The organism is Humibacter sp. RRB41 (genome assembly GCF_022761015.1).
Taxonomy (GTDB): domain Bacteria; phylum Actinomycetota; class Actinomycetes; order Actinomycetales; family Microbacteriaceae; genus Humibacter.
In genome coordinates this window covers 204,001-226,097 of the sequence record NZ_JAKWJQ010000002.1, presented here as the reverse complement: position 1 = coordinate 226,097, position 22,097 = coordinate 204,001, and the positions used below count along the sequence as shown (strand labels likewise).

21 protein-coding genes and 1 tRNA gene are annotated in these 22,097 nt (G+C 67.4%); 12 read left to right on the top strand and 10 right to left on the bottom strand.

Translation table 11 applies throughout. The features are described from left to right. Positions 1-74: 74 nt before the first annotated feature. Both MJ603_RS06885 and MJ603_RS06880 read right to left on the bottom strand, forming a co-directional pair. Positions 75-254, bottom strand: coding sequence for a CsbD family protein (locus MJ603_RS06885; RefSeq protein WP_243062954.1), 180 nt, complete (start codon positions 252-254; stop codon positions 75-77). Positions 255-332: 78 nt separating this feature from the next. Next, positions 333-1,565, bottom strand: coding sequence for a PLP-dependent aspartate aminotransferase family protein (locus tag MJ603_RS06880; RefSeq protein WP_243062953.1), 1,233 nt, complete (start codon positions 1,563-1,565; stop codon positions 333-335). A gap of 104 nt (positions 1,566-1,669) precedes the next feature. Here MJ603_RS06880 and MJ603_RS06875 point away from each other — a divergent pair, with 104 nt between their 5' ends. Beyond that, positions 1,670-2,167 (top strand): Lrp/AsnC family transcriptional regulator, encoded by a 498-nt coding sequence (locus MJ603_RS06875; protein WP_243062952.1) that lies wholly within the window; start codon positions 1,670-1,672, stop codon positions 2,165-2,167. 20 nt (positions 2,168-2,187) lie between these two features. After that, the gene (locus MJ603_RS06870) at positions 2,188-2,691 is read left to right on the top strand and encodes a DUF6328 family protein (protein WP_243062951.1); all 504 of its coding nucleotides are present in this window, start codon (positions 2,188-2,190) and stop codon (positions 2,689-2,691) included. 12 nt (positions 2,692-2,703) lie between these two features. On the opposite strand, the gene MJ603_RS06865 is transcribed toward MJ603_RS06870, so the two are convergent. Genes MJ603_RS06865 through MJ603_RS06855 form a run of 3 tightly spaced genes read right to left on the bottom strand, consistent with a single transcriptional unit; the run spans position 2,704 to position 8,505 of the window. Next, positions 2,704-6,189 (bottom strand): error-prone DNA polymerase, encoded by a 3,486-nt coding sequence (locus MJ603_RS06865; protein WP_243062950.1) that lies wholly within the window; start codon positions 6,187-6,189, stop codon positions 2,704-2,706. Between the two features lie 52 nt (positions 6,190-6,241). Then, on the bottom strand, positions 6,242-7,813 hold the full coding sequence (locus MJ603_RS06860) for a DNA polymerase Y family protein (RefSeq protein ID WP_243062949.1): 1,572 nt from the start codon (positions 7,811-7,813) through the stop codon (positions 6,242-6,244). Positions 7,814-7,815: 2 nt separating this feature from the next. After that, the gene (locus tag MJ603_RS06855; RefSeq protein ID WP_243062948.1) at positions 7,816-8,505 is read right to left on the bottom strand and encodes a hypothetical protein; all 690 of its coding nucleotides are present in this window, start codon (positions 8,503-8,505) and stop codon (positions 7,816-7,818) included. 218 nt (positions 8,506-8,723) lie between these two features. On the opposite strand from MJ603_RS06855, the gene MJ603_RS06850 reads away from it, so the two are divergent. Next, complete coding sequence (locus MJ603_RS06850; protein WP_243062947.1) at positions 8,724-9,434, top strand: SOS response-associated peptidase; 711 nt, start codon at positions 8,724-8,726, stop codon at positions 9,432-9,434. A gap of 12 nt (positions 9,435-9,446) precedes the next feature. Here the strand turns inward: MJ603_RS06850 and MJ603_RS06845 are convergent, their stop codons facing one another. The 4 genes from MJ603_RS06845 to MJ603_RS06830 all read right to left on the bottom strand — a co-directional run bounded on the left by MJ603_RS06845 (position 9,447) and on the right by MJ603_RS06830 (position 12,288). Then, complete coding sequence (locus MJ603_RS06845) at positions 9,447-10,283, bottom strand: mechanosensitive ion channel family protein (RefSeq protein ID WP_243062946.1); 837 nt, start codon at positions 10,281-10,283, stop codon at positions 9,447-9,449. A gap of 21 nt (positions 10,284-10,304) precedes the next feature. Further along, complete coding sequence (locus MJ603_RS06840) at positions 10,305-11,387, bottom strand: ATP-binding protein (RefSeq protein WP_243062945.1); 1,083 nt, start codon at positions 11,385-11,387, stop codon at positions 10,305-10,307. Between the two features lie 67 nt (positions 11,388-11,454). Further along, positions 11,455-12,027 carry a carboxymuconolactone decarboxylase family protein gene (locus tag MJ603_RS06835; RefSeq protein WP_243062944.1) on the bottom strand — a complete coding sequence of 191 codons (573 nt, stop codon included), beginning with the start codon at positions 12,025-12,027 and terminating at the stop codon, positions 11,455-11,457. 175 nt (positions 12,028-12,202) lie between these two features. Then, positions 12,203-12,288, bottom strand: a tRNA-Leu gene (locus tag MJ603_RS06830). Positions 12,289-12,479: 191 nt separating this feature from the next. Between MJ603_RS06830 and MJ603_RS06825 the strand changes: the two genes are divergently transcribed. The 3 genes from MJ603_RS06825 to mshC are packed head-to-tail and all read left to right on the top strand — an operon-like array spanning position 12,480 to position 15,943. Next, positions 12,480-13,814 carry a M20/M25/M40 family metallo-hydrolase gene (locus MJ603_RS06825; RefSeq protein ID WP_243062943.1) on the top strand — a complete coding sequence of 445 codons (1,335 nt, stop codon included), beginning with the start codon at positions 12,480-12,482 and terminating at the stop codon, positions 13,812-13,814. A gap of 22 nt (positions 13,815-13,836) precedes the next feature. Continuing rightward, positions 13,837-14,706 carry an undecaprenyl-diphosphate phosphatase gene (locus tag MJ603_RS06820; protein ID WP_243062942.1) on the top strand — a complete coding sequence of 290 codons (870 nt, stop codon included), beginning with the start codon at positions 13,837-13,839 and terminating at the stop codon, positions 14,704-14,706. Next, positions 14,699-15,943 (top strand): cysteine--1-D-myo-inosityl 2-amino-2-deoxy-alpha-D-glucopyranoside ligase, encoded by a 1,245-nt coding sequence (mshC, locus tag MJ603_RS06815; RefSeq protein ID WP_243062941.1) that lies wholly within the window; start codon positions 14,699-14,701, stop codon positions 15,941-15,943. Before MJ603_RS06820 ends, mshC begins: the two co-directional genes overlap by 8 nt. 20 nt (positions 15,944-15,963) lie before the next feature. Here the strand turns inward: mshC and MJ603_RS06810 are convergent, their stop codons facing one another. Continuing rightward, entirely contained in the window at positions 15,964-16,893 is a 930-nt protein-coding gene (locus MJ603_RS06810) for a PAC2 family protein (protein WP_243062940.1), read from the bottom strand. Positions 16,894-17,008: 115 nt separating this feature from the next. Here MJ603_RS06810 and MJ603_RS06805 point away from each other — a divergent pair, with 115 nt between their 5' ends. The 6 genes from MJ603_RS06805 (at position 17,009) to MJ603_RS06780 (ending at position 22,096) form a co-directional block, all read left to right on the top strand. Further along, positions 17,009-17,680: an HAD family phosphatase gene (locus MJ603_RS06805; protein ID WP_243062939.1), complete on the top strand. Its 672-nt coding sequence runs from the start codon at positions 17,009-17,011 to the stop codon at positions 17,678-17,680. After that, positions 17,677-18,714 carry a tRNA (adenine-N1)-methyltransferase gene (locus MJ603_RS06800; protein ID WP_243062938.1) on the top strand — a complete coding sequence of 346 codons (1,038 nt, stop codon included), beginning with the start codon at positions 17,677-17,679 and terminating at the stop codon, positions 18,712-18,714. The genes MJ603_RS06805 and MJ603_RS06800 overlap by 4 nt, the downstream gene beginning before the upstream one ends. Before the next feature lie 59 nt (positions 18,715-18,773). Continuing rightward, on the top strand, positions 18,774-19,691 hold the full coding sequence (locus MJ603_RS06795; RefSeq protein WP_243062937.1) for a peptidylprolyl isomerase: 918 nt from the start codon (positions 18,774-18,776) through the stop codon (positions 19,689-19,691). Between the two features lie 71 nt (positions 19,692-19,762). Continuing rightward, complete coding sequence (locus MJ603_RS06790; protein WP_243062936.1) at positions 19,763-20,764, top strand: YafY family protein; 1,002 nt, start codon at positions 19,763-19,765, stop codon at positions 20,762-20,764. Continuing rightward, positions 20,757-21,743: a YafY family protein gene (locus MJ603_RS06785; RefSeq protein ID WP_243062935.1), complete on the top strand. Its 987-nt coding sequence runs from the start codon at positions 20,757-20,759 to the stop codon at positions 21,741-21,743. The genes MJ603_RS06790 and MJ603_RS06785 overlap by 8 nt, the downstream gene beginning before the upstream one ends. Then, on the top strand, positions 21,740-22,096 hold the full coding sequence (locus tag MJ603_RS06780; RefSeq protein WP_243062934.1) for a hypothetical protein: 357 nt from the start codon (positions 21,740-21,742) through the stop codon (positions 22,094-22,096). The genes MJ603_RS06785 and MJ603_RS06780 overlap by 4 nt, the downstream gene beginning before the upstream one ends. Position 22,097 lies beyond the last annotated feature (1 nt).

The following is a 22,097-nucleotide window of genomic DNA, read 5'->3' as shown; positions in this document are numbered from 1 at the left end:
CGAAGTGAGCTCTGCAAGGCGTGGACGCGACGAAGGGGACCGCTCGACAAGCGGTCCCCTTCGCATCCCTCAGGTCAGTCTTTGTGCGTGAAGGCGTCCTTCACCTTTTCGCCGGCCTGCTTGAGATTCGCCTTGGTCTGATCGAGCTTGCCCTGGTTCTCGAGCCCTTCGTCGCCGGTCGCCTTTCCGACCGCCTCCTTGCCCTTTCCCCACAGCTCGTCCTTCTTGTTCTGGATCTTGTCGTCGTCACCCATAGGTCCTCCTCAAGGGTTGATGTCAGGGCAGCGACGTTACGGACGACGGCGCGCAGCGACAAGGGGTTGACAGCCACTTCACACCGGCACTCGCGACGCCGCGGCGGGGATGCGGAGCGTACTGTCGAGCGCCGTCATCAGGTCGGCGGTCAGATCGTCGACGTGCTCGAGACCGATCGACAGCCGAACCACACCCGCGTGCGGCTTCGCGTCCGATGCGACCGGACGGTGAGTCAGCGAGGCGGGATGCTGCACCAGCGAGTCGACGCCGCCGAGCGAGACCGCGTGCGTCACCAGCTTGCACGATTCCGTGAAGCGTACGGCCGCGTCGAAGGCGCCGAGGTCGAGCGAGATCAACGATCCCGGCCCATCGAACTGTCGCCCGAGCAGTCCCAGTGGATCCTGTCCCGGAAGCCCAGGGTAGAGAACACGATGCACGGCGGGATGCGACTGCAAGCGAACCGCGAGCTCGCCGGCCGTCTCCTGCTGCGCTCGCACCCTCACCGGCAGGGTGCGCAGCCCTCGATGAAGCAGGTACGCGGCGAACGGATGCAGCAGGGCACCGGTGAGTGCACGCAGCCCTCGCAGCCGACGTGCCCACTCGTCGTCGGTGGCGACCACCCCGCCCATCACGTCGCCGTGCCCGCCGAGGAACTTGGTCGCGCTGTGCAGCACGAGTCGTGCGCCGTACTCAGCCGGCCGTTGCAGCACGGGGGTGGCGAACGTATTGTCGACGAGCACCGGAACCGAGCCGGCCTGACGCACGACGGAGGCGATGTCCACGAGTTCGAGTGTCGGGTTCGCAGGAGTCTCCAGCACGACGAGCCCGGTGTCGGCACAGAGGGCATCCGCGATGCGATCGGGTTCGGCCCACGTCACGCGCGTGCCGAGAAGGCCGGTCGCGAGCACGTGGTCAGTTCCGCCGTACAGCGGACGCACCGCCACGATGTGCGGCGTTCCCGCGGCCACGGCGGCCATCAGGCACGCGGTGAGAGCGGCCATCCCTGTGGCGAACGCCACCGACTCCTCCGTTCCCTCCAGGTCTGCGAGGGCGCGCTCGAAACGTGCGACCCCCGGCTGCCAGAGCCGTTGGTAGACGGGGGACTCGCCGGCCTGAAGGATGCCGCCGGTCGCGAGATTCTCGTACGAGTCGCCGCCCGACTCCACGCTCGCCAGCGGGTTGGTGGTGGAGAGATCGATCGGCGGCACGTGCGATCCCGACTCCGCGAGGCCCTCCATTCCCGCATGCACGGCACGGGTCTCGAAATGGATGCCTGCTGGCGCGAACGGATCGAACGACGACTCTGTCATGCCGTCCATGACAGCAGACATCGCTTCCGTTCGACAGATCTGCCGCATATGCTTCGATATCGGCGCCGTTCGGCGCACACTCTTCACAATGCAAGGTCGCAGGCATGCCCGATTCGAAGGTTTCCGAACTCGATGACATCGACCGTGCACTCGTGCTCGCCCTGTCGAAGAATGCACGCACCACCGGCGCCGCCCTCGCCGCCGAGGTGGGAGTCGCCGAGTCCACCGTCTCGCTGCGGCTGAAGAACCTGCAGCGCAGGGGCATCATCTCCGGATACCGGCTCGAGGTCGACCTGGTGGCTGCGGGCATCCCGCTGCAGGCGATGATCGCGGTGCGCCTGGCGAAGCACTCACGTTCCCAGATCGATGCCTTCAGGGCGGTCGCGCCGCACTTGCCGGGGGTGATCGCCCTGTTCCACACGGCGGGGGCCGACGACTACCTGCTGCACGTCGCCGCCAGGGACGCGGGGGAGTTGCGGGACTTCGTGCTGGATCACCTGACCGGCAACCCTGCCGTCTCGCACACCGAGACGAGCCTCATCTTCGAGAACGCGCAGGGCGACGGCTGGCGACAGCTCCTCGGCGAGGGCCGAACCCGCTAGGCATGCCTTAGCATCGCAGCGTGGATCAGAGCGAGATCGGCGACATCACCGGCGACATCCCTGGCGACGGCCGCACGGAGACGATCGTGCAGCGGTCGGATCGCAATTGGGCCGACATCCTCCAGGAGCTCCGCGTCACCCAGACCGGCACGCAGATCATCACCGGCTTCCTCCTCGCGTTGGCATTCCAGCCGAGATTCACGGCGCTCGACGAGTTCTCGGCGGTGATCTATCTGATCCTGGTCTGCCTCGCGGCGGCGGCGACGGCCCTCAACCTGACGCCGGTGACGCTGCATCGCTGGCTGTTCCGTCGGCAGGTGAAGAGGGAATTGGTGGCCATCGGCAACGTCGTGCTGCGCATCACCCTCGCAACCGTCGGCCTGCTCGTTGTGGGGGTCGTGCTCTTCATCTTCGATGTCGTGGTGTCGCGCGGTGCAGGGTTCGTGGCCGGTGGGGTCACGGCGCTCGTGATCGTGTCTCTCTGGATCGCGCTGCCGCTGATCGCCCGTCGCGTTCGCAGCTGACTTTCTCTGCTGTCACTGGAAGTTGCGCGACGTCGTTCGTGCCTTCAACGGCAGGGTCTCGAATTGGTCGGCGACGATGTTGACGATGCCCTCCTCCGAGCGCTCCAGAATGCCTCTCACCACCACGGCCGGCGCATCCCTGGCGATCCTGCGGTAGCGACCCCACACCCCGACGCTGCAGATCACGTTGAGCATTCCCGTCTCGTCCTCGATGTTCATGAAGGTGATGCCGCTTGCTGTCGCCGGCCTCTGGCGATGGGTCACGACCCCGGCGACGTGCACCCTGGTGCCGGTCTCCACCCGCAGCAGCTCGTCGATCGAGCGGATGCCGCGCCCCGCCATCCTCTCTCGCACGTGTCGCATCGGGTGATCGCCCGGCGAGATGCCGGTCGCCCACAGGTCGTACACGGTCTGCTCCGACTCGGTCAGCATCGGCAGCAGAGGAGGCTGCACGAACACAGCAGACGACGGCAGGTAGTCGCGTCGTTCTCTGGATGCCGGACCTGCCGCCCAGAGGGACTGCCTGCGCGTCATGCCGAGCGACTCGAACGCGCCGGCGGCCGACAGCGCCTCCAGCTGTGGGGCCGTCAGCCCTACCCGGCGCGCGAGGTCGTCCATGCCGGCGTAGGGACCGGATGCCTCGCGCTCGCCCACGATGCGCTGCGCGTGCTTCTCGCCGATCGTGTTCACCCCGGCGAGGCCGAGGCGCACGGCGAGAGCGCTGTCTCTGCGGTGCTCGTGCGAGACATCCGGTGCGTCTCGGTGGAAATCCTTCGGGATGGGCGGCTGCTTCTGGTCGACACAGGAATCCATGCCGGTGGGAGAGGCCGGGTGGTCGTCGATGAGCCGCTGTTCGCCGAGGTGTCGCTGTTCGCCGCCCAGCCGCTCGTCGACAGGTTCCAGATCGGGGTGCACACCGGATCGCTGGATGTCGACGTGACGCACCGTCACGCCGTGCCGCACGGCATCCGCCGTGAGAGTCTGCGGCGAGTAGAACCCCATCGGCTGCGCCTTGATGAGCGCGGCGAGGAACGCGGCAGGGTAGTGCAGTTTCAGCCAGGAGCTGGCGTAGACGATGAGGGCGAAGCTGAGCGCATGGCTCTCGGCGAAGCCGAAGTCGGCGAACGCCTCGATCTGGGCCCAGATGCCGGCCGCCGCCGTGTCGTCGAGCCGGCGCTTCGCCATGCCGGCGAACACCTTGTCGCGCAGTGTGCCGATCTTCTCGATGCCGCGCTTGGAGCCCATCGCCCGCCGCAGCAGGTCGGCGTCCTCGCCGGTGCAGTCTCCGATCGCCATCGCCATCTGCATCACCTGCTCTTGGAAAAGCGGGATGCCCAGAGTGCGTTCGAGCACCGGCTTCAGATCGGGATGCGCGTACGTCACATCCTCCTTGCGAGCACGTCGCCGGATGTACGGATGCACAGCACCGCCTTGGATCGGCCCCGGACGGATCAGCGCCACCTCGATGACGAGATCGTAGAACTCGCGCGGCAGGAGCCGGGGGAGCGTGCCCAGTTGCGCACGGCTTTCCACCTGGAACACGCCGATGGCATCCGCCCTGCACAGCATGTCGTAGACCGCAGGCTCCTCGCCGGGGATCGTGGCGAGCGTCCACCTCTCGCCGAGGTGCGCCTCGATCATGTCGAACATGTACTGCACGGCGGCGAGCATGCCGAGGCCGAGAAGGTCGAACTTGACCAGGCCCATCCACTCGCAGTCGCCCTTGTCCCACTGCAGCACCGTGCGGTTCTCCATGCGGGCGTGCTCGATGGCGCACACCTCGCCGATCGGGCGGTCGGTGAGCACCATGCCACCGGAGTGGATGCCAAGATGCCGCGGAGCGCGCAACAGCTGCTCGGAGAGCGCGACGACGGCATCCGGAATGTCGTGATCGCCGGTGAACACGTCCGGTCCGTACCGCTCTACCTGCTTCGACCAGGCATCCTGCTGCCCTGTGGAGTGGCCGAGCGCCTTCGCCATGTCGCGCACGGCGTTCTTCGGCCGGTAGCTGATCACGTTGGCCACCTGGGCGGCGTTGCGCCTGCCGTACTTCTTGAACACGTGCTGGATGACCTCCTCGCGTCGGCGCGCATCGAAGTCCACGTCGATATCCGGCTCCTCCGGCCGCATGCTGGAAAGGAACCGCTCGAACGGGAGGTTGTAGCGGATCGAGTCCACCGCCGTGATGCCGAGCGCGTAGCAGACCGCCGAGTTCGCGGCCGAGCCGCGACCCTGGCACAGGATGCCCTCGTTTCGGGCGAACTGCACGATGTCGTGCACGATGAGGAAGTAGCCGGGGAAATCCTTCTCCTGGATCACCTTCAGCTCCTTCTCCATGCGTGCGACGACCTCCTCGGCACTCGCGTGCGGATAGTCGGCCGGATACCGCTCGGCGACCCCCTGCGCCACGAGCGCGCGCAGATGGCTCATCGGCGTGCGGCCCTCCGGTACCTCCTGTTTCGGCAGCTTCGGCCTGGCGGAACGCAGCGAGAAGGCGTGACTCTCGGCGATCTCGACGGTGCGTTCGATCACGCCGGGGTAGCGCGAGAACCGTCTGGCCATCTCCGCACCGGAACGCAGTCGCGAGGTCGCGGCTGAAGGGAGCCAGCCGTCCAGTTCGTCCAGACTCCGTCTGGCGCGCACGGCGGCCATCGCCGTGGCCAGCGGTCGCTCCGCCTTCGTCGCATAGTGCACGAGGCCGGTGGCGACGGATGCCAGCCCCTTGCGCTGTGCCAGCGCGTAGAGCGCATCGTTGTGCACGGAGTCCAGCGGGGCTCCGGTGTCGAACAGCTCGACGACGACATGGTCGGCCCCGAACAGTCCGACGAGGTCGTCGAGAGCGCGGGATGCCGCACCCACGTCCGGCTCGGAGCCGTCGGCTGAGCCGCGGGCGATGGCCTGCCGCACGGAGCCCTTGCGGCATCCGGTGAGCACGGTCCAGTGGCCTCCCGCCTGATCCGCCAGACGGTTCAGGTCGTAGACCGGCCTGCCCTTCTCTGCCTCGGGGTGCAGCTGGGCGTCCGTGATGGCGCCGGCAAGTCGGTGATAGCCCTCCCCGCCACGTGCGAGCACGAGGAGGTGGGTGCCCTCCGGGTCGGCCTCGCCGTTCTGCGGACCCCCCAGCCCGAGCGACAACTCCGCGCCGAACACCGTCTTCACGCTCGTGTGCGTCTCTGCCGCCTCGGCGAGACGCACGATGCCGTACAGCCCGTCGTGATCGGTGAGTGCAAGAGCCGTCAGGCGCAGTCTTGCCGCCTGTTCGATGAGTCGCTCCGGATCGCTGGCGCCGTCGAGAAAGCTGAAGTCCGAGTGCGCGTGCAGCTCGGCGTACGGCACATACGCGCCATCGACTGGCACGACCGGCTCGCTGCGGTAGACGCGCCGTTTGACACTGCGCGCGGGGGAGTCCAGCGCGGCGAGGCTGCCCTCAGGCGGCCTGCGGCCCGAGAGGGTGCGTTCCAGTTCCGACCACGGGATCGCCGGATTCTTCCAGCCCATCAGTCACCCCCGTTCCCTGAGCGAGCGAAGCGAGTCGAAGGGCAGTGTGTGTTCAGTCATAGCGTGCCTCCAGCGCCCATGCGCCGCGTTCCAGCAGCACGAGCCACGCGCCGCCCGTCTCGTCGACCAGTTGCAGTCTGCTCAGGCTGCGCGCGGCATCCTCGTCCCACCAACGCTCTTCGACGGGCCACGGGCCTGCCCACGCCGTCACCCGCACCGTCGGTCTGCCCCTGACGGAGAACCCGGTGGGGTCGGCGGTGAGCATCCCCGCCTCGTCCACATCGACCTGATCGCCCGTCGCACTCACGACGGAGCACGACACAGTCGGCGAGTACACCGTGGCAGGCAGCGGGGGAGGGAGGGCGCCGGGCCAGGGCTTAGCGGCGTCGCTGGTGACGGCATCCGGAACCCGATCGCCCCACGGCACGAGCACCGCGCGATCGGCGAGCAGGCGTCCGCCGCTCACGGCAGGCGTGCCGACGGCATCGTGACCGAGCATGCTCTGCACCCGGGAGAGCGCATGGTGCACGCGCTCGTCCGGCCCACCGCCGAACAGCCCGTCTTCGTGGTGCGACGCGGCGTCGACCGTCTCTGGAGCCACCGTCACGCGCACCACGGGGGAGTCGAGGCCGCTGTCGATCCCCGAGCCTTGCAGTTGCCATCGCACCCGGTCGACCACGTCGACCGCGGTGAACCATCTCGGATGCAGCCAGGTGCGCTCGCTCTGTGCACCCGATTCCGCCTCCACCGACACCCTGACGGCCGTCGCGACGAGTTTCACCGCGGTGAGCCCGGCCACGAAGTCGTCGGCGGTTCGCCGGAACGCGAACGTGAGCTCGTCGACGCGGTCCAGCCCCGGTTCGAACTCCGCGGAGCGTTCCAGCAGAGCCTGCGGCTCCCTCGGCACCACCGTTGTGCGGTCCGAGCCGTTCGCCAGTACGTGCGTCCGCACACCGAGCTCACCGAATCTGTCTCCCAGTTCGAGCGTGGTGAGCTTCGCGACGGCACCGAGCGTGTCGAGGCTGAGCCGGTGCAGCAACGTCGCGAATGCCGGATCGCCCAGCACATCGACGGGGAGAGGTGCGAGGAACTCCGCGGACCGTCCAGGCTCCACGATCAGCACCCGACCGGTGCGGGAGGCAGCCCGTGCCGCCTGCTCGGCGGCGAACGGCCCGTCCGCGATGCCGATGCAGGCATCGGGGGAGCCGTGCTCGGCCGCGACGCGCAGCAGTTCCGCGGCCGCGGCGTCTTCTCCTCCATAGAACCGCGCCGGACCGCGGGCTCGCAGCGCGCACAGCCCAGGCCTCACCGGCTGCACACCGGGGACTGCCTGCTCGATCGCCGTCATCAGCGGATCGAAGTGCCGCTGATCGGCGGTCGCATCGTAGGGCAGCACCGTGAGCTCCGCGCAGCGCGCCTGCGCCTCGCGCACTCGCAGCCCCCTTCGTACACCCTCATGTCGCGCCGCGGCAGACGACGCGAACACCATCCCCTTGTCGATGAGCGCGATCGGATGCCCGTCCTCCGCCAGTCCTGCAGCCACCGCCGTGCGCACCGGCCAGTCGGGACACCACAGCACGATGCTGCGTGCGGCGTTCACTCCCGTCTCTGTTCCACCGCTCATGGCTATCCGACCGCTCTGAGCACGGGTCGGGGACCGGGCTGCAGACCACCCGCAGACGGCAGCACGAGGTCGGCACGGCGTTCCCGCCCCCACGACCGGCTCTCCACTGCGACCGTCACCTCGCGCGTGCCGAGGTAGCCGTGACCGGCGCCGACACCTGCCCATCCGCTGGATGCCAGCCTCACCCGTGCATCCACCCGAGGCCACTCGCCGCACACGACGAGCACCGTGCCGCGCTGCCGCAGCCGGGCGGCCAGCCTGGCTGCCTCAGCATCGCCGACACGTGAGCGGGGAGCGGTGACGACCACCCCGACCGCATCGGTCAGCGCCGCCGTCACGCTGAACCACCGGTCACCGGGACTCGGAACGAGCACCAGCCGACCGAGATCGATTCCCAGCCTCGATGCGGCCTCGATGCCGAAGCCCGGCATACCGACCACGGCGCACCATGCTCCAGCCGAGCTGGGGCCGGCGAGCAGCGCCATCACCAACGAGGTCGACTCCTGCACGGAGTAGACGCCGCCCGGCTGAAGACCGCCGCCCGGCAGCAGATCAGCCAACGTCTGATCCGTGTGCAGCACGGCATCGTCGACCCTGGTGCGCTCCAGTTCTCCCATGCGAGAGCGCAGGCTGAGCAGCCGCTCGAGGTCGGCCTTGGCCTGCTCGAGGGGGTGTTCAGCGAGAAGTGTCACTCCTTCAGTCTCGAACACTCATTCGAGACTGTCAAACCACGCGGCGTGTCGTTACCGGTTTATTCTTCGAGGCTACGCTATGTCGGTGGCAGGGGGTATCGCACCGGAACCACGGCGTTCCTTCGCAGACTAGAAACCGCCACGGACAGCATCCGGCAGCGATCATTCCCGTGACAAAGCGCGGAGCAGATGTCGGTGGCGTGGAGCAGACTGTTCGCATGTGCGGAAGATTCGCCATGGACGACACCGTCAACGAGTTGATCACGGAGTTCGTCGCCGCAGGAGGCGACCTCCGCGATTGGCGTCCCACCTATTCGCTCGCGCCGACGGATGTCGTGCCGATCGTGCGTGAACGCCTCGACAAGGCGACGGGAGAGGTGCGTCGTAGCGTCGACGGGGCGACATGGGACTTCCACCCGGCCTTCATGCGGGATTCCAAGCGCCCCAACTTCAACGCCCGTATCGAAACTGTCACCAGCAACGGGCTCTGGAAGGGCGCGTTCGCCTCATCGAGAGCCATCGTGCCGATGCGCGGTTACTACGAATGGACGGGAGAGGCTGGCAGCAAGCGAGCCCACTTCCTGCACTCCGGAGACGGGGGGCTGCTCGCCGCTGCCGGCATCTACACCATCAGAAAGATCGGCGAGGAGTGGCAGGTGTCGACGGCGATCATCACCCGCGAAGCACGTGACGCGTCGGGGGAGATCCACGACAGGATGCCCGTCTTCCTCGAGCGCGACGTCTGGGAGGAGTTCCTCACACCAGACAAGCTCGACGACGACGGCAAACAGCACATGGTGCAACTGCTGACCGCCGAATCCGAGAAGGTCGCGGGCACGATCGTCGGTTATGAAGTCGATCCCAGGGTCAACAACTCCCGCACCGTCGACCCCTTGGATTCATCACTCATCGAACCCCTCGCATCCTGACGTTGCGATGGCTCAGAGCGCGGCGGGCGGCGTGAGCGGCGGATCGACCTTCATCGAGGTGACGACGGCATCCCGATCCGCGACCGCGGCATGCACGGCGGCGACCATGTCCGATCGGGATGCCCCGCGATGCGTCGGCCTGTGCCGATACCGCACCGAGAGCGTCGCCCGGTTCGGCTCGAGAGTCAGGTAGAGTACCTCGGCGTTCTTGCCGTCGACGATCGAGGAGACGCCGGCGCAGGCAGTGCGGATGCCCGCCACCACGGCATCCAGATCGTCGCGATCCCGGTATCGCACGCGCACCTGCACCTCGGAGCGCAGAGCCGTGCGCTCCGACTCGTTCAGGAAGGGGCTCGAGAGCACGCTGGCGTTCGGGATGTGCGCGACCGCGCCGTCGAACTGCCGCAGCGTCACAGATCTGCCGTTGATCTCGGTGACCACACCCTCGTACTCGCCGACGCGCACCGCATCTCCTCGCTCGAACGGGCGCCTGGTCTGGATCACGAGTCCGGCCGCGTAGTTCTCTGCGACACCGCGCAGCGCGAGCACGGCGATCACGGCGAGCACGATCGCCAGCGCGATCACCGGCTGGATCGGCGCACCGAGGAACGTCAGCGCGATGCCGACCCCGAGCAGGATGAGCACAAGCCGAACGCTTCTCGCCACGCGGTTCGCGACCGTGTTCGACAGGCTCGGTACGCGCGCCAGCACGGCTGACGTCGCGCGTTTGGCAAGAACGCCGAAGACGATGCCGAGCGCCACGCTGAGCAGCGCGAACGCCACATCCCACGGGTCCAGGCCTGCGAAGAATCCGGCTGCCTGAGTGGCATCCGAGGCTGCGACGATCATGCGATCTCCTCTCGAAGGGGCTCAGCGCAGCGGAATCGCCACGTCCGACCCGCCCTCACGGGTGAGCCGTGCCCCCATCTGCACGATCTGCGGCTCGGGCGCGAAGCCCCCGGCGAACAGAACCTGTCCTCGGGTGAACTGCGGTGACCTCTCCAGCAGGTCCGATGGCGCGTAGCCGAACACCTGAGCCAACTCCTCGAGATCCCTCGTCGAGCTCATCTTCATGAGCGCGAGGTTGTCGCACTGCGAGAGCGCGTTCGGATGCAGCTTGGACGGCCGCTGGGTCGACAGCAGCAGCCAGATCCCGTATTTGCGTCCTTCGGCGGCGATCTGCACGATCCGCTTGGTGAGCAGCCGCTCGAGTGGTGTAGCCGCGTCGGGCGAGCAGAGGTTGTGCGCCTCGTCGATGACGACGAGACGCCCGACGCGTTCGTCGCGCCGTGCCCACAGTCCGTCGAGAACGGCGAGCGCTGCGGTCTGCGCCTGCCGCGGTGTGTCGAATCCTCCCAGGTCGACGACCGTGGCATCCGGCTGCTCGCTCACGACGTCGTTGACGTCGCTGGCGCCCCACGCCCACAGATCCCAGTCGGCGACGCCGAGGTTCTCCAGGCGGGTGGCGATGCGGGAGAACATGAGGTCGCCGCTCGCACGCAACCACGGCACCAGCGGCTCGTCCAGTTCGGAGATCAACGCCGATCCGAACCGGAGCATGGCATTGAACTCCTCGGCGTCGATCACCGGGTCCAGCTCGAGCACAGCGGCGCGCGAGCGGATGTCCATGTCCATGAAACGCACCTTGAGCGGTTCGCCACGACCCGGTACCGAGTGCAGCACTCGAATCTCTCGGTCGCGCAGTTGACCGGCCTGGGCATCAGGTGCATCGTCCCGCACGGTGTCGAGGTGCACGAAGTCCGAGTTGGGGTCGAGCACCACGATCGGAAGCCGGGTGTTCAGCAGGACCTGCTCGAGCAGCACACCGAGTGCGTAGGTCTTGCCCGACCCGCTCTGGCCGCACCAGAACGTGTGTCGATTCAGGCGTGGAGCCCTCAGAACGGCGGGCTCGGCGGACGACAGTTGTGTACCGATCGGCAGATCCGACGCCATGTGCACATGCTACGGATGCCCGCCCGCCGGCAGAAGGCGCCTCACCCTGGCCGGGTGACGCCGCCCCCTACTGCAGGCTGCCAACGAGGGCGTCCTTGAGCCCAGGACTGAGTTCGGCTGGGACGTCCACGTCGACAGCGAGCGCCTGGATGGCCCGGCTGTAGTAATTGCGCACGGCGGCAGCGAGAGTGATGTTCACGATGTCGGCATCGGAGAACCCGACATCGCGCAGTCGCCGACTGTCGGCATCCGTCATCGCGGACGATGCCGTGCTGACCTTCTCCGCATACTCCATCATCGTGACTTCTGCCTCGGTGAGTCCTGCGTCGTGGTAATCCTCTGCGATACGAATGAGGTCGGGCTCCGCGAAGATCGCGAGGGACTTTCTGCCGTGGGCGAGCAGGCAGTGCTGCGAACGCAGACCGCGTGCCGCAGCCAGAGTGACGAGTTCGTAGTTGCGTTTTCCGAGAGGCAACGCAATCGTGCGCACGAGTCCCTCGAACGCACGAACGGCCTGCGGATTCAGAGCCATCACCCTGGTGTGGCTCGGCACGTATCCGATCTCTTCGATGTCTTCGCCGTAGATCTTCGCCACTTCACCCGTGGCGTCTTCTTCGCGGACGGTCTTCACGATGGACATGGATGACTCCTCGGCAGTCGTGTGCCGCCGCCTGCACCGCATCCTCGCGGAGCAGAGGGTCCGACACGCCGCCAGTTTAGGCTCACGTCGACCCGAACCCGACGAGTTCAAGGGGACCACCTCGGGCATACGTGAAAAAGAGCGGGTCCCAGTCGGGACCCGCTCTTTTCATCTGTGCGCGAGGGGGGACTTGAACCCCCACGCCCGATAAAGGGCACTAGCACCTCAAGCTAGCGCGTCTGCCTATTCCGCCACCCGCGCGCAGTTCAGTAGCCGATGAATCAGCCGCCGACGTAAGAGATTAGCACGAATCGAAACGGCCGCCGATCACGTGCACGGCCGTCGCGACGGACGCACCGTACAGTCGGAACCGTGCGTGCTGCGCCACAGTTCTCGGGCTCGGTGCTCCATCCGATTGGTCGCCCGCCTGGCGCGCCGGTAGCGTTGGCACCATGACCATCTCCGGCGAGATCCCCATCGGCAACTCATCCGAACAGGGCCTCGAGGAGACGGCGCAGATCGCCCGTGACCTGATCCGCATAGACACCACGAACTGGGGCGCGGGCAGGTCGAAGGGCGAGACGGATGCGGCCGCCTACGTCAGCGAGCGGCTCACCGAACTCGGCCTGTCGCCACGAACCTACGAGTCGGAGCCTGGCCGCACATCCGTCGTGGCCAGGGTCTCCGGACGAGACAGCTCGAAGCCTGCGCTCGTCGTGCACGGACACCTCGATGTCGTTCCCGCAGACCCGGCCGACTGGACCTTCGACCCATTCGCCGGTGAGATTCGCGACGGGCTGCTCTGGGGTCGCGGTGCCGTGGACATGAAGAACATGGACGCCATGATCCTCACCGCGCTCGGCGACATCCTGCGCGCGGGCGAGGCACCGGAGCGCGACCTGGTGATCGCGTTCTTCGCCGACGAGGAAGACGGCGGACTGCTCGGGTCGCATTTCATGGTCGACCGGCATCCCGAGGTCTTCGAGGGTGCGACCGAGGCGATCAGCGAGGTCGGCGGATACTCGGTCGACATCGCAGGCAAGCGCGCATACCTGCTGCAGACGGGGGAGAAGTCCCTTGTATGGATCCGGCTCATCGCCAGAGGCAGGGCGGCGCACGGCTCGCGCCTGGTGCGCGACAACGCCGTCACCAAGCTCGCAGAAGCCGTCGTCGCGATCGGAAACCACGAGTGGCCGATCCGGCTCACCGACACGACGACGCAGCTCGTCGACGAACTCGCCGCCCTCCTGGGCGTCGACCCGGTCGCGCTGGGACCCGACGAGGTGGTGCTGCGCAGCGGGACGGCATCCGGATTCATCCAGGCCACACTGCGCACCACGAGCAACCCCACGCTGTTGAAGGCGGGCTACAAGCACAACGTGGTGCCGGAGCGCGCGGAGGCCCTCGTCGACATCCGCACTCTCGCGGGCGAAGAGGATGTCGCCCTCGCCAGGGTGCGCGAGCTTCTGGACGACGATATCGAGATCGAGATCGTGCACCGCGACATCGGACTGGAGACCTCTTTCTCCGGTCCCCTCGTCGATGCCATGACGGGCGCGCTCCTCTCTCACGACCCAGAGGCGTCGGTGCTGCCCTATCTGCTCTCGGGCGGCACGGACAACAAGGCGCTCAGCCGCCTCGGCATCACGGGTTACGGCTTCGCTCCACTCAAGCTGCCGGCGGACACCGACTTCCCAGCCATGTTCCACGGCGTCGACGAGCGGGTTCCGCTCGACTCGCTCGTGTTCGGCCGTGCAGCGCTGCGCGACCTGCTCGCCACCTACTGATCCGCATCCCCGAAAGCGAGCGATGGATTTCGTCAACGCCCTGATTCTGGGCCTCGTGCAGGGACTCACCGAGTTTCTGCCCGTCTCCTCGAGTGCGCACGTCCGTATCGTCGGCGAGCTGCTCGGCACGGGCGGCGACCCTGGCGCGGCGTTCACCGCGATCATCCAGCTGGGCACCGAACTGGCGGTGCTCGTCTACTTCTGGCGTGACGTGACGCACATCATCAAGCAGTGGTTCCTCGCGCTGTTCGGCCGCATCCCGCGGAACGATCCGGATGCCCGCCTCGGCTGGATGATCATCGTCGGCAGCATCCCCATCGTCGTGCTCGGCGTGCTGCTCCAGAACGCGATCGAGACCACGTTCCGATCGCTCTGGATCGTCGCCGTGATGCTGGTCGTGTTCGGCGTCGTCCTCTGGGTTGCCGACAGGTTCGGCGCGAAGAAGCTTCGAGTCGCCGACCTCACCTGGGGTCACGCCGCGATCTACGGGCTCGCGCAGTCGCTCGCCCTGGTGCCCGGTGTCTCGCGGTCAGGCGGAACGATCTCCGCCGGACTCTTCATGGGCTACCAGCGCAGTGCCGCCGCCAGGTACTCCTTTCTCCTTGCGATGCCCGCCGTGTTCGGCAGCGGCCTCTTCGAGCTGTACAAGTCGATCAAGGACCCGTGCGTCGCTGGTTCCCATGCCGCGCTCACGCAAGCGTGCGCGCCTGAGGTCTTCAACGGCATCGACACGCTCGGCGCAACAGTCGTCGCGTTCGCCGTCGGGCTCCTCGTCATCGCCTTCTTCATGCGGTACATTTCGCGGCACAGTTTCTTGCCGTTCGTCGTCTACCGCATCGCGATCGGAGTGCTGGTCATGATCCTGCTCGTCACCGGGGTGCTGCATGCCTGATTCCTGGCGCCGTCCACCGATCCCTTCGCTTCCCGGCACGGGCACGGCCCCTTGGCTGTACGACAGCGCGAGCGAATCGCTGCAGTGCTCGTCGCCCGACGACGTCATCGCACGGCTTTACGTGTGCGGCATCACGCCGTACGACGCGACGCACATCGGCCACGCCAACACCTACCTGGCTTTCGACACCCTGCAGCGAGTCTGGCTCGACGCAGGCCTCGAAGTGCACTACGCGCAGAACATCACCGACGTCGACGACCCGCTGCTGGAGCGCGCAAACGCAACGGGCGTGGACTGGCGTGAGCTCGCCGATCAGCAGATCCAGCTGTTCCGTGACGACATGGCCGCTCTGCGCATCCTGCCGCCTCAGGACTACGTCGCCGTCACCGAGTCGATCGATCGCATCGCGGATGCCGTGAGCTCGCTTCGCACCAGAGGCATCGCCTATCCGGTCGACACGCCGGACTCCGAGGGCGACGACCTCTACTTCGACGTCGCGGCGGCCGAGAAGGTCGCACCGTGGCGAATCGGCGATGAGAGCAACCTCGACCGCGACGAGATGCTGCGTCTGTCGGCGGAGCGCGGAGGCGACCCCGATCGCCCCGGCAAACGCGACGCGCTCGACCCGCTGCTCTGGCGGGCCGCCCGCGACGGAGAGCCGACCTGGGAATCGGTCGTCGGACCTGGCCGACCAGGCTGGCACATCGAATGCTCCGTCATCGCGCTCGACCACCTCGGCCACGACTTCACCGTGCAAGGCGGGGGAGCGGACCTCTCCTTTCCGCACCACGAGCTGAGTGCCGGGCACGCCGCCGCGCTCAGCGGGCATCCGCTCGCCAAGGTCTACAGCCACGCAGGGCTGCTGTCGTACCAGGGCGAGAAGATGAGCAAGTCGCTGGGGAACCTCGTGCTCATCTCGGACCTCCTCGCGGACGGCGTGCCGGCTGCGGGCATCCGGCTAGCCCTGCTCGCCCACCACTACCGCGAAGAATGGGAGTGGGCCGACGATCAACTCGACGGAGCGCTGCACCGTCTTCAGCGGTGGCGGGGCATCCGCTCAACTGAGAACGGCGTGCCGGCGTCCGAGGTACTCGCCACGGTGCGCGCCCGGCTGGCCGATGACCTCGACACGCCCGGCGCACTTGCTGCGATCGACGATGCCGCGGCGGCCGGCACGGACGACCCTGAGCTGATCAGCGCGATCGCGGACGCCCTGCTCGGCATCGATCTGGGCTGAGCGATGCCGGAGGCGGCCCCTCAGTCGCGCCGCCAGGGCTCCTCCGGGCCACGCCCATCGCCTTTGTCGCCGCGCTTGCGCAGGTACCGCTCGAACTCCTGAGCGATCGCCTCCCCGCTGGCCTCCGGCGAGTCAACGGTGTCGCGGGCCTGCTCGAGCTGCTCGATGTACGAGGCCATGTCTTCGTCGTCGGCGGCGAGCGCGTCGATGCCGCTCTCCCACGCCGCAGAATCGGCGACCAGGTCGCCGCGCGGCACGGTCACGTCGATGATCTGCTCGAGCTTCTCGATGAGAGCGAGCATCGCCTTTGGGCTGGGCGAGTTGTGCACGTAGTGCGGTACGGATGCCCACAACGACAGCGTGGGAATGCCAACGGCTTCCGCCGCCTCCGCCACCACCGTGAGAATGCCGACCGGCCCCTCGTACGTCGGCCGCTCGACTCCGAGGTCGGTGCGCACCTCTGCGTTGTCGCTCGAGGCGAACACGGAGATCGGCCGGGTGTGTGGCACGTCGGCGAGCATGGACCCGAGCAGCACCACCCCGTCGACGCCCGCGGACAGTGCTGCGTCGATGAGCTCGGTGGTGAACGCCTTCCAACTACGGGACGGCTCGGTGCCGAGCAGAAGATAGAGGTTGCCAACTCCCGAACCGCTGGCATGGAACTCGGCGTCTTCTTCGAGCGGATCGACGCGGACGCCGGGGGAGACCGGGGCATAGACGACGGTTCCCGGCCACTCGAGCCTGCGTCGCCCCTCCTCGTCCGATGCGAGCACCGGGCGATTGAACTGGAAGTCGTAGTACAGCTCAGGGTCGACGCTGGCGACAGGCACCACATCGAGGGCGTCCTTCAGGGTGCGCACCGCGCCGCTGGCAGCTTCGCCCGCGTCGTTCCACCCTTCGAACGCAACCACCAGGATGCGCCCGTCGAAGATCCCGCTGTCGTTGGTCACGCTGTGAGCCGCTCCATTCCACCCTGCACGTCCGGCACGGACGCGTCTACCAAGGATAGGCCGCACGACCAGCCCGGGCCGGGTCACCGCACGCCGCCGCCTAGACTGGATGCTCGTGACCTCCGCCGCTCCTTCCGCCGTTCTCTTCGACATGGACGGCACCCTCGTCGACACCGAGCCGTACTGGATGCAGGCGGAAACCGAGCTCGTTCACGCGCACGGTGGGAGCTGGACGCATGATGATGCGCTGCTTCTCGTCGGCTCCGGTCTGTGGGAGTCCGCGAAGGTGTTCCAGCAGCACGGAGTCGACCTCGACGCCGACACGATCGTCGACACGCTCACCCGTCGCGTGCAGGAGCAGCTCGACCTGCACGGCGTGCCGTGGCGCCCCGGTGCCAAGGAGCTGCTGCTCGACATCAAGGAGCACGGCGTCAAGACGGCGCTGGTGACCATGTCGATCCGCGAGATGGCCGAGCAGATCGTGTCGAGCATCCCGTTCCCCGCGTTCGACGTGCTCATCACCGGTGACGAGGTGGAGCGACCGAAGCCGTATGCAGACCCCTACCTGGATGCTGCGCGCGCGCTCGGGGTGGACGCAAGGCAGTGCATCGCCATCGAGGACTCGATGAACGGCCTGACCTCCGCGGTTGCGGCGGGCACCATCGCGATCGGTGTCCCGCACATGATCCCGCTGCCCGTCAACGAAGACGAACACACCCTCTGGCCGACACTGGCCGAGCGCGGCTACGGCGATCTGGTCACCCTGTTCGAGGAGCGCGTGGCATGAGCAAGACACCGCAGCCGGCGTCATCCGGCCCGTTCCGCGCAGGGGACAGAGTGCAGCTCACCGGTCCCCGCGGCCATCTGCACACCATCACGCTCGTTCCCGGCCAGGTGTTCCACACCCACAAGGGTCCGCTCGAGCACGACGCGATCATCGGCCAGCCCGACGGCTCCGTGATCGCCAACGAGGCGGGCGTCGAGCATCTCGCGCTGCGGCCCCTGCTCACCGATTTCGTGATGTCGATGCCGCGTGGCGCCGCGATCGTGTATCCGAAGGATGCCGCGCAGATCCTTGCGCAGGCGGACGTCTTCCCCGGTGCCAACGTGGTCGAGGCGGGCGTCGGCTCCGGCGCGCTGTCACTCTGGCTGCTGCGCGCGATCGGCCCGGAGGGTCGCCTGGCCTCGTTCGAGCGCCGTGACGAGTTCGCCGACATCGCCCGAGGCAATGTGGAGACGTTCTTCGGTCAGGTGCCAGACACCTGGTCGATCACCGTCGGAGATCTGCAGGAGGAGCTTCCGCTCGCGGCGCCTGAGGGCACCGTCGACCGAATCGTGCTCGACATGCTCGCGCCGTGGGAGTGCGTGGATGCCTGCGCAACCGCTCTCAAGCCCGGTGGCGTGCTCCTGTGCTACGTCGCGACGGTCACGCAGTTGTCCCGCGTCGCGGAGGCGATCAGGGGCACCGAGCAGTTCACGCATCCGAGTTCGTCGGAGACGATGGTGCGCGGGTGGCACGTCGAGGGACTCGCCGTTCGGCCGGACCATCGCATGATCGCCCACACCGGCTTCCTCATCACTGCGCGCCGCCTGGCACCGGGCACGGTGCTTCCCGAGCTGAAGCGCAGGGCGTCGAAGAGCGAGTACAGCGAAGAGGACGTCGAGGCGTGGACTCCTGGCGCACTCGGCGAGCGCGTGGTGAGCCCGAAAAGCCTGCGCAAGCGGGTTCGGGAAGCCTCGGAATCAGCCAGGCTCGCGGCCGAGCGCGAGGCGTCGGATGACGATCCCGGCGTGGCGGAGAGCCATCACCCGGTCGACTAGCATGGGATGCCGGAGCGCCCGCCCGTGCCCCCAACGAAAGAAAAGTCGAAAGAGGAACAGTGCGCACAGTACCCGCACGCAGAGTGCCAGCACTCCTTGCCGCAACCGCACTCGTCGCGCTGGCCCTGACCGGATGCACCGCGGCAGGTTCGAGCTCGTGCCTTCAGCCGGGTGACGCCTCGAAGCTCGTGAACGCCTCAGGAGACTTCGGATCCCCGAAGGTGTCGTTCCCGAAGCCGTTGCACTCCAGCACCCTTCAGAAGAGCATCATCAGCAAGGGCGACGGCAGCACGATCTCCAGCGGTCAGCTGGTCGTCGGAGAGGTGGCCTACTACGACGGCGCCACGGGCGCAGCCCTCGGAGATCCGGGCGAGACCGACATCGTCGCCGGCGCCGACACGACGGGCAAAAGCACGCTCCCCGGCCTGCAGAAGGCGATGGCGTGCAGCACCGTCGGGTCGCGCATCGCGGTCACAGGCACGGTCAAGGAACTCTTCTCCGACCCATCGCAGGTCGGGCTTTCCGGCAGCACGACGATGGTGTTCGTCTTCGATCTCAAGAAGGCGTTCCCGAGCCGCGCCACCGGAGCCCCCCGCCCCGCGCAGCCGGGCATGCCCACCGTCGTGCTCGCGCCGAACGGACAGCCGGGTATCAAGATCCCGTCGCACGACGCACCGACCAGCCTGGCGTCCGCCGTGCTCAAGCAGGGCTCCGGCGAGACCGTGACGGCCAAGGACGAGCTGCTCGTCAACTACACCGCCGTGGCATGGAGCAGCCCGGACACCGTGGCGTCATCGAGCTGGGAGAACGGTTCTCCCGTGGTCTGGCCCGACACGACGGGACAGAACTACTCGCCGCCGGCATCCGTGCTGAAGCGGCTGGTGGGACAGAAGGTCGGAAGCCAGATCGTCGTCGTCACCCCTGGGAGCAGCGCGACAGCGCTCGTCATCGACATCCTCGGCATCTGGAAGAAGTAGCTGACCGCCCGGCGGCAACCGGCCGCGCTGGGGCGCCACCCGTTCGTCCCGCCGCCTCTAGGATTGGCATCGTGTCTCAACACAGGGTGCCGGTCGAAGAGCGTCTGTTCTCGCTTGTTCTCGCCCTCGTCGCCACCGAATCGGGACTGACGAAGAACGAGATCCTCTCGAGCGTGCAGGGCTACAACTCCCGCTACCGGGAGGGCGGAGACAACAGCGCCCTCGAGCGGCAGTTCGAACGCGACAAGGACGACATCCGCGAACTCGGTGTCCCGTTGGAGACCGTCGAAGACCCGGGAGACCCCGGCAACAATCAGGCGCTGCGTTATCGCATCCCGAAGACCGGCTACGACCTTCCGTCCGACATCACGTTCTCGCCGCAGGAGATGACACTGCTGCTCCTTGCCGCCCGCGTCTGGCGCGAGGGTTCGCTGTCCGCCGAGTCGCGCCGCGCGATCATGAAGCTGCGCACGTTGGGCGTCGAGGCCGACGATCCGGTCGTCGGCTATGCGCCGCGGCTGCGCACCAGAGAAGCCGCGTTCGGGCCGTTCGAGATCGCTCTGGAACGCAACGCCGTCGTCCAGTTCGAGTACCTGAAACCGGGCGAGCCGGCACCGACGAAGCGCGTCGTCGAGCCGCTGGCGCTCGTACAGTTCCACGGCCGCTGGCTGCTGCAGGGCCACGACAGGGGTGCTGACGGCCCTCGCACCTTCCTGCTCTCCCGCGTGATCGGTCAGCCACGCGTGACACAGACCACGTTCACCCGCCGCGGCACCGACTTCGCGGCACGCGCCATCGACCAGCTCGAAGAGATCTGGCTTCGCAACGTGGCCGAGGTCGATGTCGTGCCCGACACGGATGCCCGCCTGCGCCTGAGCAAGCGCGAAGACACCGAGGTCACCGACGACGGCCACCTCCTGGTGCACTACTCCGATCTTGCCCTGCTGGCCGACGAACTCGCCGGCTACGGGCCCGAGGCGAGGGTGCTGTCGCCGCAGTCCCTCGTGGATGCCGTTCTCCAGCGCCTGCAGACCACGCTCGCCGCGCATCGAGAGGAGACCGTCAGTGGCTGACACCACCGCACCCCGCGACGCCCGCGACAAACTCGCGCTGCTGCTCTCGCTGATTCCGTATCTGATGGACCACGATCGCGCTCCGGTGACGGATGTCGCCGCGGCCTTCGGCGTCACCCCCAAGCAGATCCGCGAGGCGGTTCACCTCATCGCGGTGGCCGGGGTGCCAGGCGAGTCGCGTGCTTATCTTGCAGACGACCTGTTCGACATCGACTGGGACGACCTCGAGCAGAACGATCGCATCTCTCTGACCCATACCGTGGCTATCGACGACACGCCTCGCCTGTCTGCACGAGAGGCCGCAGCGCTCATCGCCGGACTGCAGTACCTCGGCTCGCTTCCCGAGCACGCCGACCGGGACGCCATGGCCTCGCTGATGGCCAAGCTGGAGCGCGGAACGGCCGCGGGCGCCGCCCAGGTGGCGGTCGCCCCTGTGTCGCTGCGTGACACGGTGGCGACGATCCGGGATGCCATCGACGCACGCACGCAGGTCGAATTCGACTATGTCAGCGCACGAGGAGACGGCGAGCGTCGCACCGTCGATCCGCTGCGCATCGAGTCCGTCAACGACGACTGGTACGTGCGCGGCTGGTGCCACCTGCGCCAGGCGGTGCGCACGTTCCGGCTCGACCGCATCGACCACCTCGCCTCGACGGGCCGGCCGATCAGCGAGCACGCGGCGGGCGTCGTGCTTCCCGAGCGTCTCTTCCAGGGCTCCTCCGACGATCTCACGGTCTCGGTCGACGTCGCGGCCGCCGCACTGCCGCTGATCGCCGATTACATCCCCGACGAGGCGGCCAGAGTTCGTGACGGCGACATCGTGCACACCAAGGTGCGGGTCGCGCACTATCACGGTCTGAAGCGCTTGGTCGCGCGCTTCGCCGGTTCGATCACGGTCACCGGCCCCGAGGATGCCCGGGCCGCGGTCGCGGAATGGGTAGCAGCCGGCGCCGCCCGCTACGACGAACAGGGCGCATGATGCCCTGGTGGTCGTGGCTCGTCATCTGGGTGGTGCTGGTGTTGGCGCTGCTCGGAATGTTCATGTACCTCGGTTACCGCCTGTTCGTCAAGGGGATGACGACCCTGCGCGCACTGGGCGACCTGACCGAGAAAACCGAGCTTCTGTCACGACGATTCGACGATGAGCCCGACCCGCCCTTCCGTCCGGCGGTGTTGGGCCCTACCCGTGAATACGCACAAGGCTGGGAGGAGCGTCGTGCAACCAATGCAACGATCAGGCATACTCGACGGGAAGCCCGAGTACGACGCGGTAAACTCCTGGTGAGTGCCGATCCACGTCGGTTCTCCCACCTACTGCGAAAGCGACACTAAA